We start from the raw sequence: 13,900 nt of genomic DNA on the forward strand, positions 1-13,900 counted from the left end.
GAAACCGGCCGACATCGTCGGCCGGTTTTTGTTATCCCCCACCCCGCTTCACCACGTTCTCCATTTCCAGCGATCGCCACAGGTACTGCAGCGTGGACTTGGCCCGGCAGGCATACAATCGACCAGGCCATCGTTCAGCGACGGCGCCGCTCCGTCTCAACTCGGGGAGTCTAGCAGCCTCGCCAGTTCTGCCCGCGCCGCCTCCTCCAGCCGCTCCCCAGCCAGCCGCAGCGTCGCCCGCCCCATGGCACGGTAGGCGTCGGCGCACAGCGCGTCGTCGATGACCGCGAGATGCCGCGCCACGGTGCCGGCGTCGCCGCGCACGATGGGGCCGGTGAGCGCCGCCGCCGGTCCCAGTGCCAGGGTGTTATCGAGCGTCTGGCGCATCAGCCCGCCCACCAGCTGCGACGCCACGAGTGGCTCGATGCCGGCCCCGGCCGCCACCTGCAAGGCCAGCGCGTTGAGCGTCACCAGGTAGTTGGATGCCATCGACAGCGCGGCGTGATAGGCCGCCTTGCCACCCGGAGCGAGCCGGAACGGCCGGGCGCCGAGGGCTTCGGCCAACCCTTCCAGTTCGGCGCAGACACTTTCCTCCCCTTCCAGCGCGCACAGCGTGCCGCCGAAGCCCGCCACGGCGCGCGCCGGCTCGGCGAAGGAAAAGGCCGGGTGCAGGCTGCCGATGCGCACGCCTCGCGCCGTCAGCGGGGCCAGCAGGCCCGCCTCACCGGCGCCGCTGGCGTGAAACACCAGCGTCCCGGGCGGCACCACGCCGGCGTCGGCCAGGCCTTGCGCCGTGGTGGCGATCGCCGCATCCGGTACCGCCAGCAGGTAGAGTTCGGCCGGGGCCAGCTGTGCCAGCTCGGTGACGGCGCGACCGGCGCCGATGAAGGCGAGCGCCTCGGCGGCGTGCGCCGCGTCGCGGCACAGCACGTCGACCACGGCGTAACCGGCATCGTGTGCCAGGCGTCCCAGCGTGCGCCCCAGACGCCCGGCACCGATGATGCTCAGACGCGCCATGACACCTCCTCGTCCGCGCTGCGCGTCAGCGCAACGTCATGCCATACTGCCAATGACATCGTTGAATTTCCCGACTGGATGGAAAACATGAAACTGATCCTGTTCTTGCTGCTGCTCGCCCTGCCGCTGCTGTACGCCGCCATCCTCTACAACGCGCTGGTCGGCCTCAAGCACCAGGTCGGCAAGTGCTGGGCCAACATCGACGTGCTGCTCAAGCAGCGCCACGACGAATTGCCCAAGCTGGTGGAGGTGTGCCGCCAGTACGCCCAGTTCGAACAGGCCACGTTGACCCGGGTGATGGAGGCGCGCGCCGCGATCTCGGACGCCGCACGGGCCGGCAACCTGGGTCGGCTCGGCGAACTCGAGAGCGGGCTGTCCGGCCTGCTCGGCCGTCTCTTCGCCGTGGCCGAGGCCTACCCCGAACTCAAGGCGGACCAGCAGTTTTCGCACCTGGCGCAGCGTATCAGCCAACTGGAAGAAAACATCGCCGACCGGCGCGAACTCTACAACGAAGCGGTCAACCTCAACAACGTGCGCATCGAACAGTTCCCCGACGTGTTCATCGCCCGGCTGTGCGGATTCCGCCCGGCCACGCCGCTGCGCTTTGCCGCCGCCGAGACGCGCGACGTCGACCTGACCGCCCTGTTCCAGCGTTAAGTGAAGAAGCGGCTGATTTACCGGCTGACCAGCCATGGCTGGCTGGGCTTCACCGGCTATCCCTTGGCGCTGCTGCTCGGCTTCAAGCTGCAGCCAGCCCTGCTCTACACGCTGGGCTTGCCGCTCTGCACCACCTTCGGGCTGCTGGCATGGTGGCTCAATTACCGCCGTTACCGGGTGATCGCCGATACCCCCACGTCGCGCGCCGGCGCGGTGGCGCAGGGTTACGTCGAGCTGTTCGGTTGCGCGCGCAGCCATGAGCGCGCCCCGCTCTACAGCTCGCTGAGCGGGCGGCGTTGCGTCTGGTTCCGCTGGGAGCGCCGCTACATCGGTCGCGACGGCCGGCTCGATCCGGCCCAGCAGCAAGAAAGCGACGCCTCCTTCCTGCTGCAGGACGGCCACGGCGAGGTGGTGGTCGACCCGGAACAGGCCGAGGTCCATCCCGCGCACCGTGCGAGCTGGCACGATCAGGACTATCTGTGCTGCGAGGAATGGATCGCCGACGGCGACCCTCTGTACGTGATCGGGGAGTTGGTCGCCATCGGCGGCGATGCCGCCGCCGACCCGCGGCGTGACGTCGCCGCCCTGCTGGCAGAGTGGAAGCGCGACCAACCGGCGCTGCTGCGCCGCTTCGACCTCGACCGCAGCGGCGGCATCGACGAGCGCGAGTGGCTGGCGGCGCGTGCCGCCGCCGAACGCGAGGTGCGGCAACGGCAGCAGGAGTTCGCCGCCACGCCGCTCACGCTGCACCTGCAGCGTCCGGCCGACGGCCGGCCCTACCTGATCACCACCTTGTCATCCCATGACGGTGCCCGCGCCTTCCGCTGGCGCGCCTGGTTGCACCTGGGCGCCGCGCTCACCGGCCTGCTGCTGTGGCTGCGCACGGGCTGACCCCGTCTGGCGGCGCGGTGCGCCCGCTTCATTCGTGGCGCAGCGCCTCGATCGGGTCGAGCCGCGCCGCCTTGCGCGCCGGGAAATAACCGAACACCAGCCCCACCGTAGCGGAAAAGACGAACGCCACGGCGACGATGGTGGCGTTGAACACGAACGGCACGTTGAGCAGCGCGGCCAGCACCGCCGAAGCCACCAGCGCCAGTGCGATCCCGATCAGCCCGCCCAGCGACGACAGCACCGCCGCCTCCACCAGGAACTGCAGCAACACCTCCCGCTCCAGCGCGCCGATGGCGAGCCGGATGCCGATCTCGCGCGTGCGCTCGGTCACCGACACCAGCATGATGTTCATGATGCCGATGCCGCCCACCAGCAGGCTGACCGCCGCCACGGCGCCGAGCAGCGCAGTCAGGACCTCGGTGGTGGAGGTCAGCATCTTGCTGATCTCCTTCATGTCCATGACGTTGAAATTGCTTTCCTCGTTGGCGGAGAGATGGCGCCGCTCGCGCATCAGGTGTTCGATGTCCTGCTGGGCGCGGCTGGTGGATGTGCCCTCGCGCACCGACACCTGGAGCTGGTTGACGTCCTGGTTGCCGGCGATGCGGCGCTGGTAGGCGCGCAGCGGCATGATCGCCAGGTCGTCCTGGTCGCTGCCCATGGCGGATTGCCCCTTGGGCTCGAGCAGGCCGACCACGCTGCAGGCGATGCCCTGCACGCGGATGCGTTCGCCCAACGGATCCTGCCGGCCGAACAGCTTGTCGCGCACGGTCTGGCCGATGATGCAGGCCGGCGCGCCGGCGCGCAGCTCGCTGTCGGAAAAGCGGCGCCCGCTGCGCAGCGTGAGGTTGCGCACGGTGAAGTACTCGTTGCTGGTGCCGATCACCTGGGTCGACCAGTTGGCGTGCCCGTACACCACCGTCAGCGAGCGCGACGCCATCGGCGCCACCGCGGCCAGCGCCGGTATCTCGCGCACCAACGCCTGGGCGTCGCCGACGCTGAACAGCGCCGCGCCGACGTTCTGCCCCGGGCCGAGGCGCCGGCTCGGGCTGATGATGAGCAGGTTGCTGCCGAGGCTGGCGATCTGCTGGGTGACCTGCAGCGTGGCGCCGCCGCCGAGCGTCACCATGATGATCACCGCGGCCACGCCGATGACGATGCCGAGGATGGTGAGGAAGGAGCGCAGCACGTTGCGGCGGATCTCGCGCAGGGCCAGGGCGAAGGCGTTCCAGAGCATCACCCGCCTCCCTGGTGTGCGCGCTCCGCTGCCGGCACCACCAGGCCGTCGCGAAAATGGATGGTGCGGCCGGCGTACGCCGCCATGTCCGGTTCGTGCGTCACCATCACGATGGTGATGCCCTGCTCCCGGTTCAGGCGCGTGAGGATGGTCATGATCTCCTGGCTGCGCGCGCTGTCGAGGTTGCCGGTCGGCTCGTCCGCCAGCAGCAGCGCGGGACGGGTGACGATGGCGCGCGCGATCGCCACGCGCTGCTGCTGCCCGCCGGACAGTTCGCCCGGGGTGTGGTCCTCCCAGCCCGCCAGCCCCACCTCGGCCAGCGCCTCGCGGGCGCGCTGGTGGCGCTGTTCGGCGGGATCGCCGCGGTAGATCAGCGGCAGCTCGATGTTCTCCAGGGCGCTGGTGCGGTTGAGCAGGTTGAAGCCCTGGAACACGAAACCCAGGTAGTGGCGCCGCAGCAGCGCGCGCTGGTCGCGCGTGAGCCCGCCCACCTCGACCCCCTGGAACAGGTAGCTGCCGGAGCTCGGGGTATCGAGACAGCCGATCAGGTTCATGCAGGTGCTCTTGCCCGAGCCGGACGGCCCCATCACCGCCACGAACTCGCCTTGGGCGATGACGATGTCGATCCCGCCCAGTGCCTGCATCGCCGCCGCGCCGCGGCCGTAGGTCTTGGTGACCCGGCGCAGCTCGACGAGGGGGCGGCCGTCGGGCGTCATGACGGCTTTTTCCCCTCGATCATGTCCACCACCACGGCGCGGCCCGGCGCCAGCGCCCCGCCCTTCACCTCAGTCAGGCTGCCGTCGCTCATGCCGGTCTTGAGCGTGACCTTCTGCAGCCGGCCCTGCTGCAGCACCCAGACATGGGGCTGCTTGTCGTTGCCGCCGGGCGGGCTGGCGCTGCGGCGCGGCGGGCGCGGCAGCAGATTGGCGACCAGCCCGCGGCTGGCGGGCGCCGAGGTTTCCTGCGGCGGCACGAAGCGCAGCGCGGCATTGGGCACCAGCAGCACGTCGCGCGCCTGCTCGACCACGATGCTGGCGGTGCCGGTCATGCCCGGGCGCAGCAGCAGGCCGGCGTTGTCCACCTTGAGCACGGTTTCGTACGTCACCACCCCGGCCACGGTCTTGGCGCCGAAACGCACCTGGGACAGGCGCGCCGGAAAGGTGCGCTCGGGGTAGGCGTCGACGGTGAAGCTGGCGCCCTGCCCTTCCCGCACCTTGCCGACGTCGGCCTCGTCCACGTCGACGTGCAGCTCCATCTGCGTCAGGTCTTCGGCCAACGTGAACAGCACCGGCGTCTGGAACGAGGCGGCCACGGTCTGGCCGGGTTCGGCGGCGCGTTTCAGCACCACACCGTCCACCGGAGAGCGGATCACCGCCTTGGCCAGGTCGGTGCGCTGCGCCTCCAGCGTGGCTTCCCCCTGGGTCACCGTGGCCCGGCTGTTGGCGGCATCCGCCACGGCGCGCTCGAAGGTGGCCTGGGCGGTCTCCATCTCGGACTGCGACGGCACCTTGCCGCCGCTGACCTGCTGCACCTGGCGCAGCCGCCCCAGCTTGGCCTTGGCCTCGCTGACGGTGGCCTGCGCCTGCTGCACCCGGGCGCGGGCGGCGGCCAGCGCCGCCAGGCTCTGCTTGAGCTGGGCCTCGAGCTTGCTGGTATCGATGCGCGCCAGCACCTGGCCGCGCTTCACCCGGTCGTTGTAATCGACCTCGACGCTCTTGATGGTGCCGGAAATCTCGCTGCCGACGTCCACCTGGTTGGTGGGCTGCAGCGTGCCGGTGGCGGAGACGGCCACGGTCAGGCTGCCGCGGCGCACCTCCTGCGTCAGGTAGCGCGGCTGGCCCGTGGCCTGACGGCTGTTCCAGTACAGCGCCGCCAGCCCCGCCGCCACGACCATGCCCCCCACCAGCAGCCAGCGCCGGAGGCGCGAGACCACGCGGGACTGCCGGTCGAGGCCGAGCTTTTTGGCCATGTCGCCGGGTTGCTCCATCATCCTCCTTTCGCCGCGGCCGCGTCCCAGCCGCCGCCCAGCGCCTTGTAAAGCCGCACCAGGTTGGACACCGCCGCCGCCTCGCTCTGGCTCAGTTGGTCCTGCAGCGACAGCAGCGAGCGCTGGGTGTCGAGCACCGCCTGGAAATCGACCAGGCCGGCCTGGTACTGGCTCGAGGCCAGATCGGCCGCCCCTTGCGCCGCCGTGACCGCATCACGCAGCGCCACGCCGCGGTTCTGCTCCTCGGCGTAGGCCACCAGCGCGCCCTCGACGTCGCGCAAGGCCGTAAGCACGGCGGACTGGTAATTGAGCAGCGCCTGCTGCTGCAGGGCATTCTGCACCTCGATGTTGTGGCGGACGCGGCCGGCGTCGAACACGACCTGGCCGACGCTGGCGCCCAGCGCATACAGGCCGGCGCTGGAACGCAACAGCCGGCCGCCGCTCAGGGCTTGCAGGCCGAGCGTGCCGGACAGCGACACATCGGGGTAGGCGGCGGCGCTGGCCACCCCGACCTGCGCCGTCGCCGCCGCCAGCTGCCGCTCGGCGCGGCGCAGGTCGGGACGCTGGCGCAGGGTGTCGGCGGGGATGCCCACCGCCACGGTGGCGGGCAGGTGCGGGATGGCGGCCGGCTGGTCCAGTTCGCTCAGTTCGCCGGGCGCGCGCCCCAGCAGCACCGCCAGCCGCTGTTTCGACTGCGCCAGCCCCTGCTGCAATGCCGGCAGCTGGGCCCGCGTCTGCTCCAGGTTGAAGCGGGCCTGATCTTCGTCCAGCTGCGTGGTGAGTCCGGCCTGATGGCGCCAACGCGTGATCTGCCAGGTCTCGTCCTGGGTGGCGAGGCTGCCGCGCGCGATCGCCAGCCGGGCCTGAAAGCCGCGCGCCTCGACGTAGCCGAGCACCACTTCCGCCAGCAGGCTGACCCGGGTGTCGCGCAGCGCCTCCTCCTCGGCGTCGAGCGTCGCCGCGGCGGCTTCCTGGGCACGGCGCAGGCCGCCGAACAGGTCGAGTTCCCAGCTGGCATCGAGCTGCGCCGACCAGGTCTCGACGGCGCGCCCCTTGCCCTGGCTCATCTCGTCGCTGGAACGGTTGCGGTTGACGGCGGCGCGGGCGTTCAGGGCAGGATAGCGCTCGGCAACGGCCAGCCCGTAGCGGGCGCGGGCCTCGCGCAGGCGGGCCTGCGCCAGTTTGACATCGAGATTGTTCGCCACGGCCTCGCCGATCAGGCGCGACAACAGCGGATCGGCCAGGCGCTCCCACCAGCGCGCCAGTTCGGCCGCCGGCGGCATCGCGGCGTGCAAACCACCCTGCAGCGGGCTGTGCCACGCCGGCGGTACCGCCATGGCAGGGGGTCGATAGTCCGGACCGACGGCGCACGCCGTCGCCAGCAGGGGCATGACGAAAACGGCACGACGCCGCCACGCGCGGCCGTCCGTGGGCCGCACGCCCTGGCTCGCGCCCGCCCCGCTCCGCTTAGGCGCCTCCCCCATGCGCATCCGTCCGCTCAGGCCGACAACGCACGGCGCACGATCGGCGCCAGCGCCAGCGTCGACGGCAGGCTGCCGAAGCTGCCGCCCCAGTCCTCGCCTAGGCGCGAGGCACAGAACGCCTCGGCCAGCGCTTCCGGCGCGTGGCGCAGCAGCAAACCGGCCTGCACCAGTAGCACCATGCGCCGCACCAAGTGGCGGGCATCGGCCTCCGCCACGGGGCGCTGCAGCTGGTCGCTCAGGCGCCCCAGGGCATGGCGATAGAGCGGGTGGCGTCCCGGCACCTGCGCCAGCTCGGCCAGCAGCACCTCGCGCGCGCGCGGATGCTTGGCGAGGGTGCGCAGCACGTCGAGGCACATCACGTTGCCCGAGCCCTCCCAGATCGAATTCACCGGCATTTCGGCGTAGGCCCGCGCCGCCACGCTTTCCGCCATGTAGCCGTTGCCGCCCAGTACCTCCATCGCTTCGGCCGCCAGCTCCGGACCGCGCTTGCACACCCAGTACTTGCCGGCCGGCACCAGCAGCCGGCGCAGCAGCGTTTCGCCCTCGTCGTCCGGGGCGTCGGCGGCGCGCGCCAGGCGCAGGGCCAGCGCGATGGCGGCCTCGGTCTCCAGCGCCATGTCGGCCAGCACGTTGAGCATCAGCGGCTGCTCGATCAGACGGTGGCCGAAAGCGCGGCGATGGCGGCAATGGTGCACCGCCTGCGCCAGCACCTGGCGCATCATGCCGGCGCTGCCCAGCAGGCAGTCGAAGCGGGTGTGCCCACCCATTTCCAGGATGAGCGGCACGCCCCGCCCCTCCTCGCCCAGCAGCACGGCGTAGGCGGCGTCGAACTCGGCCTCGGCCGAGGCGTTGGAACGGTTGCCGAGCTTGTCCTTGAGGCGCAGCAGGCGCACCGCGTTGCGCGTGCCGTCCGGCAGCCAGCGCGGCAGAAAGAAGCAGGACAGGCCGCCCGGCGCCTGCGCCAGCACCAGGTGGGCGTCGCTCTGCGGCACCGAGAAGAACCACTTGTGACCTCTGAGGCGGTAGCTGCCGTCCGCACACGGTTCGGCACGCGTGGTATTGGTCCGGACGTCGGAGCCGCCCTGCTTCTCGGTCATGCCCATGCCTACCAGGCCGCCGTGCTTCTGCGCGAGTGGCAGGTCGCGTTCGTCGTAGTCGTGGCTGCACAGCGTCGGCAGCCAGTCCAGCGTCAGGCCGGCGTGCTGTGACAGCACCGGGATGGCGCCGAAGGTCATGGTGGTGGGGCACAGCGTGCCGGCCTCGACCTGGGCCTGCAGCAGGAAGGCGGCGGCGCGCGCCACATGGGCGCCGGGCCGGGGCTCCTCCCACGGCGCGCAATGCAGGCCACGCTCGACGATGCCGCGCATCAGCGTGTGCCAGGCGGGGTGGAACTCCACCTCGTCGAGTCGAAAGCCCTGAACGTCGAAGCCGTGCAGCAAGGGGGGATAGCGGTTGGCGAGCCGACCCAGCTCGAAGCTGTCGCGCCGCCCCAGCAGCGCGCCGCAGTCGAACAGCGGCTCGCGCGCCCACGCCGCGCCCTCGCGCACCACCCCTTCCTGCAAGGCGACATCGCTGCTGAAGAGGTTGTAGTCGACCAGAGGCGGCGGCTGGTTCAAGACTTCGCGGGCAGACGGGGGCATGCGGATTCTCCTGGCGGAGCACGCTGGCCGAGGGTGCGCCGGCCACCATGTCCTTTTGCAGCCTAGACCCGCCACCCGCCCCCGGCAAGCAGCAGTCCGGCAAACAAAAACGGCTCCCCGCGATGGGGAGCCGTTTGCCGTCAAAGGTTGGCCGAAGCGGTGCGACACACCGGCTCCGACAGCGCCTGACGCTTACTCGTACTCTTCGACCGACGGGCAGCTGCACACCAGGTTGCGGTCGCCGTAGACGTCGTCGATGCGGTTCACGCTCGGCCAGAACTTGTTGTCCAGCACGTACGGCAGCGGGAAGAAGGCTTCTTCGCGGCTGTACGGGCGGGTCCACTCGCCGGCGATGTCGGCCTTGCTGTGCGGCGCGTTCACCAGCGGGTTGTTGTTGAGCGGCCAGACACCGTTCTGCACCTTGTCGATTTCCTGGCGGATGGCCACCATCGCGGCAATGAAGTGGTCCAGTTCGGCCTTGGATTCCGACTCGGTCGGCTCGATCATCAGCGTCCCCGCAACCGGGAAGCTCATGGTCGGGGCGTGGAAGCCGTAGTCCATCAGACGCTTGGCCACGTCCACCTCGGTGATGCCAGACGCCGCCTTGAGCGGACGCAGGTCGATGATGCACTCGTGCGCCACACGGCCGTTGCGGCCGGTGTACAGCACCGGGTAGTGCGCCGACAGGTTCTTCATCAGGTAGTTGGCGTTCAACAGCGCCATCTCGGTGGCGTGCTTCATGCCTTCCGCGCCCATCATGCGGATGTACATGAAGGAGATCGGCAGGATCGACGCGGAACCGAACGGCGCCGCGGCAACCGCGCTCTGGCCGGCCACGGCGCCCGGTACTTCGGACACCACGTGGTTGGCCATGAACGGCGCCAGGTGCGACTTCATGCCGATCGGGCCCATGCCCGGGCCGCCGCCGCCGTGCGGGATGCAGAAGGTCTTGTGCAGGTTCATGTGCAGCACGTCGGCACCGATGTCGGCCGGACGGGTCAGCCCCACCTGCGCGTTCATGTTGGCGCCGTCCATGTACACCTGGCCACCGGCCGCGTGCACGATCTCGCAGATTTCCTTGATGCCTTCCTCGAACACGCCGTGGGTGGACGGGTAGGTGATCATCAGCGCGCCCAGGTTGGCCGCATGCTGCTCGGCCTTGGCACGCAGGTCGGCCATGTCCACGTTGCCGTTGTCGTCGGTCTTCACCACCACCACTTGCATGCCCAGCATCTGCGCGGTAGCCGGGTTGGTGCCGTGCGCGGATTGCGGGATCAGGCAGACGTTACGGTGCGCTTCGCCACGGCTGGCGTGGAAGCGGCGGATCGCCAGGATACCGGCGTACTCGCCCTGCGCGCCGGAGTTCGGCTGCATCGAGATGGCGTCGAAGCCGGTGATGGCCAGCAGCTGCTGTTGCAGCGCCTCGATCATTTCCAGATAGCCGGCGGCCTGATCGCGCGGGGCGAACGGGTGCATGTTGGCGAATTCCGGCCAGGTGATCGGGATCATCTCGCTGGTGGCGTTGAGCTTCATGGTGCAGCTGCCGAGGCTGATCATGGAGTGGTTCATCGCCAGGTCGCGGTTTTCCAGCTTCTTGAGATAGCGCAGCATCTCGTGTTCGCTGTGGTGGGTGTTGAACACCGGGTGCGACAGGATGGCGGATTCGCGCTTCAACGCGGCAGGGATGGCGTCGGCAGCGGCGGCATCCAGTGCGGCAACGTCGGCCGGCTTGCCGGTGAAGATCTCGATCAGCTGCTTCAGGTCGGCTTCGCTGGCGGCTTCGTGGAAGGCCACGCCCAGCACGCCGTTGCCGGCGTCGCGCAGGTTGATGCCGGCCGCCAGGGCGGCGGCGTACACCTTGGCCGCATCGGCGCCCAGCTCGACCTGTACGGTGTCGTAGAAGCGGTCGAACACCAGCTTGCCGCCGGCGGCCTTCACCGCGTGGGCGAAGATGGCCGCCAGGCGATGGATGCGCGCGGCGATGCGCTTCACGCCCTCGGCGCCGTGGTACACGGCGTACATGCCGGCGATGTTGGCCAGCAGCACCTGCGAGGTACAAATATTGGAGTTGGCCTTCTCGCGGCGGATATGCTGCTCGCGGGTCTGCAGCGCCATGCGCAGCGCGGTCTTGCCCTTGGCATCGACCGACACGCCGATGATGCGGCCCGGAGCGGAGCGCTTCATCTCGTCCTTGAACGCGAAGTAGGCGGCGTGCGGGCCACCGAAGCCCATCGGCACGCCAAAGCGCTGGGTGTTGCCCACCGCCACGTCGGCGCCCATTTCGCCCGGCGACTTCAGCGCCACCAGCGCCATCACGTCGGCCGCGACGATGGCCAGCGCGCCCTTGGCCTTGACCGCGGCGATGTACGGGGTCAGGTCCAACAGTTCGCCGGATTCGCCCGGGTACTGGAACAGCGCGCCGAAGTAGTCGCCGCTGCCGGCCTCTTCCGGATGGCCCAGCACCAGCTCGAAGCCGAAGTACTCGGCACGGGTCTTCATCACGTCCAGCGTCTGCGGCAGCACGCGGCTGTCAACGAAGAACTGCTCGGACTTGGACTTGGACACGCGGCGCGCCATGGCCATGGCTTCGGCGGCGGCGGTAGCCTCGTCCAGCAGCGAGGCGTTGGCGATTTCCAGCCCGGTGAGGTCGATGATCATCTGCTGGAAATTCAGCAGCGCTTCCAGGCGGCCCTGGGCGATTTCGGCCTGGTACGGGGTATAGGCGGTGTACCAGCCCGGGTTTTCCAGCACGTTGCGCAGGATCACACCCGGGGTGAGCACCGGGTAGTAACCCAGGCCGATGAAGGATTTGTTCACCACATTCTTGCTGGCCACGGCCTTGAGGTCGGCCAGCGCGTCGGCTTCACGCTGCGCCGGCGGCAGGTCCAGCGCGCGGTTGAAGCGGATGTTGGCCGGCACGGTCTGGGCCACCAGGTCCTCGAAGGAGCCGGCGCCGACGTAGGCCAGCATCTCGGCCTTCTCGGTCTCGCACGGGCCGATATGGCGTTCGATGAATTCGTTGTGGTTAAACAGGGTAGAGAGTGTCATGTTGCAAGTATCCGGATGCAAGAGGACTATGGACCGGCGCCGCCGGCCCCATAAAAACAAAAGCCTCGCGCCCTGGGACGCGAGGCCGGCTCGGCTCGATCAGGCGCCGATTTCCTGGGCGTACTGTTCGGCGTTGAGCAGCTTGTCGAGGTCGGCGACGTTGCTCGGCTTGACCTTGAAGAACCAGCCCTGGCCATACGGCTCGCTGTTGGCCAGTTCCGGAGCGGCTTCCAGTTCACCGTTCACGGCCACCACTTCGCCCTCGATCGGCGCGTACACGTCGGAAGCGGCCTTCACCGACTCCACCACGCCAGCCTGTTCGCCGTCACCCAGCACGGCACCCACTTTCGGCAGCTCGACGAACACGATGTCGCCCAGCAGTTCCTGGGCATGTTCGGTAATGCCCACGGTCACGGTGCCGTCTGCTTCCAGGCGCAGCCATTCGTGGCTGGATACGTATTTCAATTCGGCGGGGATTTGGCTCATTACTGCATCTCCAATGTAGAAAAGGTTGATGACGGGGCCTTGCCGCCCCGTCCGGAAGCGGGCCGCGCCCACCTCCACTCAGTCCGGATACTCGGCTTAATTAAAGACTTTTTTGCCGTTGCGAACAAACGGCATCTTGACCACGCGCACCTCGGTCAGCGTGCCGCGCAGATCGACCTGGGCGGTCTCGCCGGTCGCGGCCGGCACGCGGGCGATGGCGATGGAATGCTTCAGCGTCGGCGAGAAAGTGCCGCTGGTGATGACGCCTTCGCCGGCGCCCTCGACCACCACCTTCTGCCCCTCGCGCAGCACACCGCGCCCTTCCAGCACCAGGCCGACCTGCTTCATCGCGACGCCGGCGGCTTTCTGCGCTTCCAGCGCCTGGCGGCCGATGAAGTCGCGCTCGGCCGGTTCCCAGGCGATGGTCCAGCCCATCCCGGCAGCCAGCGGCGACACGGTCTCGTCCATGTCGTGGCCGTACAGGTTCATGCCGGCTTCGAGACGCAGCGTGTCGCGCGCCCCCAAACCGATCGGCGCCACGCCGGCCGCCAGCAATTCGCGGAAGAAGGCCGGCGCCTCGGTGGCCGGCACCATGATTTCCAGGCCGTCTTCGCCGGTATAGCCGGTTCGCGCAAAGAACCAGTCGCCTGCAGGCAAGCCCTGGAAGATTTTCAGAGATTTAATAGCGTCTGCCAGCGTCGGCTTCACCGCGCACACTTTGGCAATGGCGTTGGGGCCTTGCACGGCCAGCATGGCCAGATCGCGACGCACCTTCAGCGTCACATCGAAACCGGCTTTCTGCTGCTCCATCCAGGCCAGGTCCTTGTCGGTGGTACCGGCATTGACCACCATGCGGTAGCCGTAGGAAGTCAGATAGACGATCAGGTCGTCCACCACGCCGCCGTCGGCGTTAAGCATGCCGGAATACAGCGCCTTGCCCTCGAAGCCCAGTTTGGCCACGTCGTTGGCGATCAGCTTCTGCAGCCAGGCCTTGGCGTCCGCACCGGTGATGTCGATCACGGTCATGTGGGAGACATCGAACATGCCGGCGTCGCTGCGCACCTGCTCGTGCTCTTTCAGCTGCGAGCCATAATGGATGGGCATTTCCCAGCCGGCAAAATCGACCATCTTGGCGCCGGCGGCGAGGTGTTCGTCAAACAGGGGGGTACGTTTCGGGGCCGTCATGCGGAGTCCTTCAGGGTGCGTTCATCCTTCTATACACCCCTCTGTCCCTACACCTGAGATTTTCCGACTGGTGCAGCACCAGCCGTTAGCCCCTTCGGTGGGCGCCTGGAACCAGGCGCCGCTCTCCAGATTCGGCGGGCCGCTCATGGAACGACGGCCCGATCCTCGCAGTCCTTTTGCCTGAGCGATTGCGGGTGCACTTGCGCCTTCGGCGGCGGCCGGCTTGCGCGGCCACTCTCTCCTGCTAGATGGGGCAAGATTATCGGCGCTG

At 68.9% G+C, this 13,900-nt stretch carries 11 protein-coding genes and 2 riboswitches; of the genes, 2 read left to right on the forward strand and 9 right to left on the reverse strand.

The window, feature by feature from the left end; all coding sequences use genetic code 11:
• Positions 1–156: 156 nt before the first annotated feature.
• On the reverse strand, positions 157–1,017 hold the full coding sequence (locus tag NH8B_RS15745) for a Rossmann-like and DUF2520 domain-containing protein (RefSeq protein ID WP_014088157.1): 861 nt from the start codon (positions 1,015–1,017) through the stop codon (positions 157–159).
• An 87-nt stretch (positions 1,018–1,104) separates the two neighbouring features.
• On the opposite strand from NH8B_RS15745, the gene NH8B_RS15750 reads away from it, so the two are divergent.
• The gene (locus tag NH8B_RS15750; RefSeq protein ID WP_014088158.1) at positions 1,105–1,674 is read left to right on the forward strand and encodes a LemA family protein; all 570 of its coding nucleotides are present in this window, start codon (positions 1,105–1,107) and stop codon (positions 1,672–1,674) included.
• The gene (locus tag NH8B_RS15755; protein WP_014088159.1) at positions 1,675–2,565 is read left to right on the forward strand and encodes a hypothetical protein; all 891 of its coding nucleotides are present in this window, start codon (positions 1,675–1,677) and stop codon (positions 2,563–2,565) included. It begins immediately after the preceding gene.
• A gap of 28 nt (positions 2,566–2,593) precedes the next feature.
• Here NH8B_RS15755 and NH8B_RS15760 read toward each other — a convergent pair whose 3' ends face one another.
• From NH8B_RS15760 to gcvT, 8 genes are all read right to left on the reverse strand, one after another.
• Positions 2,594–3,799 carry an ABC transporter permease gene (locus NH8B_RS15760; protein ID WP_008954988.1) on the reverse strand — a complete coding sequence of 402 codons (1,206 nt, stop codon included), beginning with the start codon at positions 3,797–3,799 and terminating at the stop codon, positions 2,594–2,596.
• Positions 3,799–4,515 (reverse strand): ABC transporter ATP-binding protein, encoded by a 717-nt coding sequence (locus NH8B_RS15765; protein ID WP_014088160.1) that lies wholly within the window; start codon positions 4,513–4,515, stop codon positions 3,799–3,801. Before NH8B_RS15765 ends, NH8B_RS15760 begins: the two co-directional genes overlap by 1 nt.
• Positions 4,512–5,768, reverse strand: coding sequence for an efflux RND transporter periplasmic adaptor subunit (locus NH8B_RS15770; RefSeq protein WP_232503484.1), 1,257 nt, complete (start codon positions 5,766–5,768; stop codon positions 4,512–4,514). Before NH8B_RS15770 ends, NH8B_RS15765 begins: the two co-directional genes overlap by 4 nt.
• Positions 5,769–5,785: 17 nt before the next feature.
• Positions 5,786–7,177: an efflux transporter outer membrane subunit gene (locus tag NH8B_RS15775; RefSeq protein WP_232503485.1), complete on the reverse strand. Its 1,392-nt coding sequence runs from the start codon at positions 7,175–7,177 to the stop codon at positions 5,786–5,788.
• Positions 7,178–7,284: 107 nt separating this feature from the next.
• Positions 7,285–8,910: an isovaleryl-CoA dehydrogenase gene (locus NH8B_RS15780; RefSeq protein WP_014088163.1), complete on the reverse strand. Its 1,626-nt coding sequence runs from the start codon at positions 8,908–8,910 to the stop codon at positions 7,285–7,287.
• Between the two features lie 192 nt (positions 8,911–9,102).
• Positions 9,103–11,958 (reverse strand): aminomethyl-transferring glycine dehydrogenase, encoded by a 2,856-nt coding sequence (gene gcvP, locus NH8B_RS15785; RefSeq protein ID WP_014088164.1) that lies wholly within the window; start codon positions 11,956–11,958, stop codon positions 9,103–9,105.
• Positions 11,959–12,057: 99 nt separating this feature from the next.
• Positions 12,058–12,444 carry a glycine cleavage system protein GcvH gene (gene gcvH / locus NH8B_RS15790; protein WP_008954982.1) on the reverse strand — a complete coding sequence of 129 codons (387 nt, stop codon included), beginning with the start codon at positions 12,442–12,444 and terminating at the stop codon, positions 12,058–12,060.
• 96 nt (positions 12,445–12,540) lie between these two features.
• Positions 12,541–13,629, reverse strand: a complete 1,089-nt coding sequence (gene gcvT / locus NH8B_RS15795) for a glycine cleavage system aminomethyltransferase GcvT (RefSeq protein ID WP_014088165.1) — start codon at positions 13,627–13,629, stop codon at positions 12,541–12,543.
• A gap of 31 nt (positions 13,630–13,660) precedes the next feature.
• Positions 13,661–13,768: riboswitch (glycine riboswitch) on the reverse strand.
• A gap of 19 nt (positions 13,769–13,787) precedes the next feature.
• Positions 13,788–13,883, reverse strand: a riboswitch (glycine riboswitch).
• Positions 13,884–13,900: the final 17 nt, after the last annotated feature.

The organism is Pseudogulbenkiania sp. NH8B (genome assembly GCF_000283535.1).
Classification (GTDB): domain Bacteria; phylum Pseudomonadota; class Gammaproteobacteria; order Burkholderiales; family Chromobacteriaceae; genus Pseudogulbenkiania; species Pseudogulbenkiania ferrooxidans.

Bases quoted from the DNA above. Each gene is read 5' to 3' on its own strand.
- NH8B_RS15745 (WP_014088157.1), bottom strand. From the start codon at position 1,017: ATGGCGCGTCTGAGCATCATCGGTGCCGGGCGTCTGGGGCGCACGCTG.
- NH8B_RS15750 (WP_014088158.1), top strand. From the start codon at position 1,105: ATGAAACTGATCCTGTTCTTGCTGCTGCTCGCCCTGCCGCTGCTGTAC.
- NH8B_RS15760 (WP_008954988.1), bottom strand. From the start codon at position 3,799: ATGCTCTGGAACGCCTTCGCCCTGGCCCTGCGCGAGATCCGCCGCAAC.
- NH8B_RS15765 (WP_014088160.1), bottom strand. From the start codon at position 4,515: ATGACGCCCGACGGCCGCCCCCTCGTCGAGCTGCGCCGGGTCACCAAG.
- NH8B_RS15770 (WP_232503484.1), bottom strand. From the start codon at position 5,768: ATGGCCAAAAAGCTCGGCCTCGACCGGCAGTCCCGCGTGGTCTCGCGC.
- NH8B_RS15775 (WP_232503485.1), bottom strand. From the start codon at position 7,177: ATGCCCCTGCTGGCGACGGCGTGCGCCGTCGGTCCGGACTATCGACCC.
- NH8B_RS15780 (WP_014088163.1), bottom strand. From the start codon at position 8,910: ATGCCCCCGTCTGCCCGCGAAGTCTTGAACCAGCCGCCGCCTCTGGTC.
- gcvP (WP_014088164.1), bottom strand. From the start codon at position 11,958: ATGACACTCTCTACCCTGTTTAACCACAACGAATTCATCGAACGCCAT.
- gcvH (WP_008954982.1), bottom strand. From the start codon at position 12,444: ATGAGCCAAATCCCCGCCGAATTGAAATACGTATCCAGCCACGAATGG.
- gcvT (WP_014088165.1), bottom strand. From the start codon at position 13,629: ATGACGGCCCCGAAACGTACCCCCCTGTTTGACGAACACCTCGCCGCC.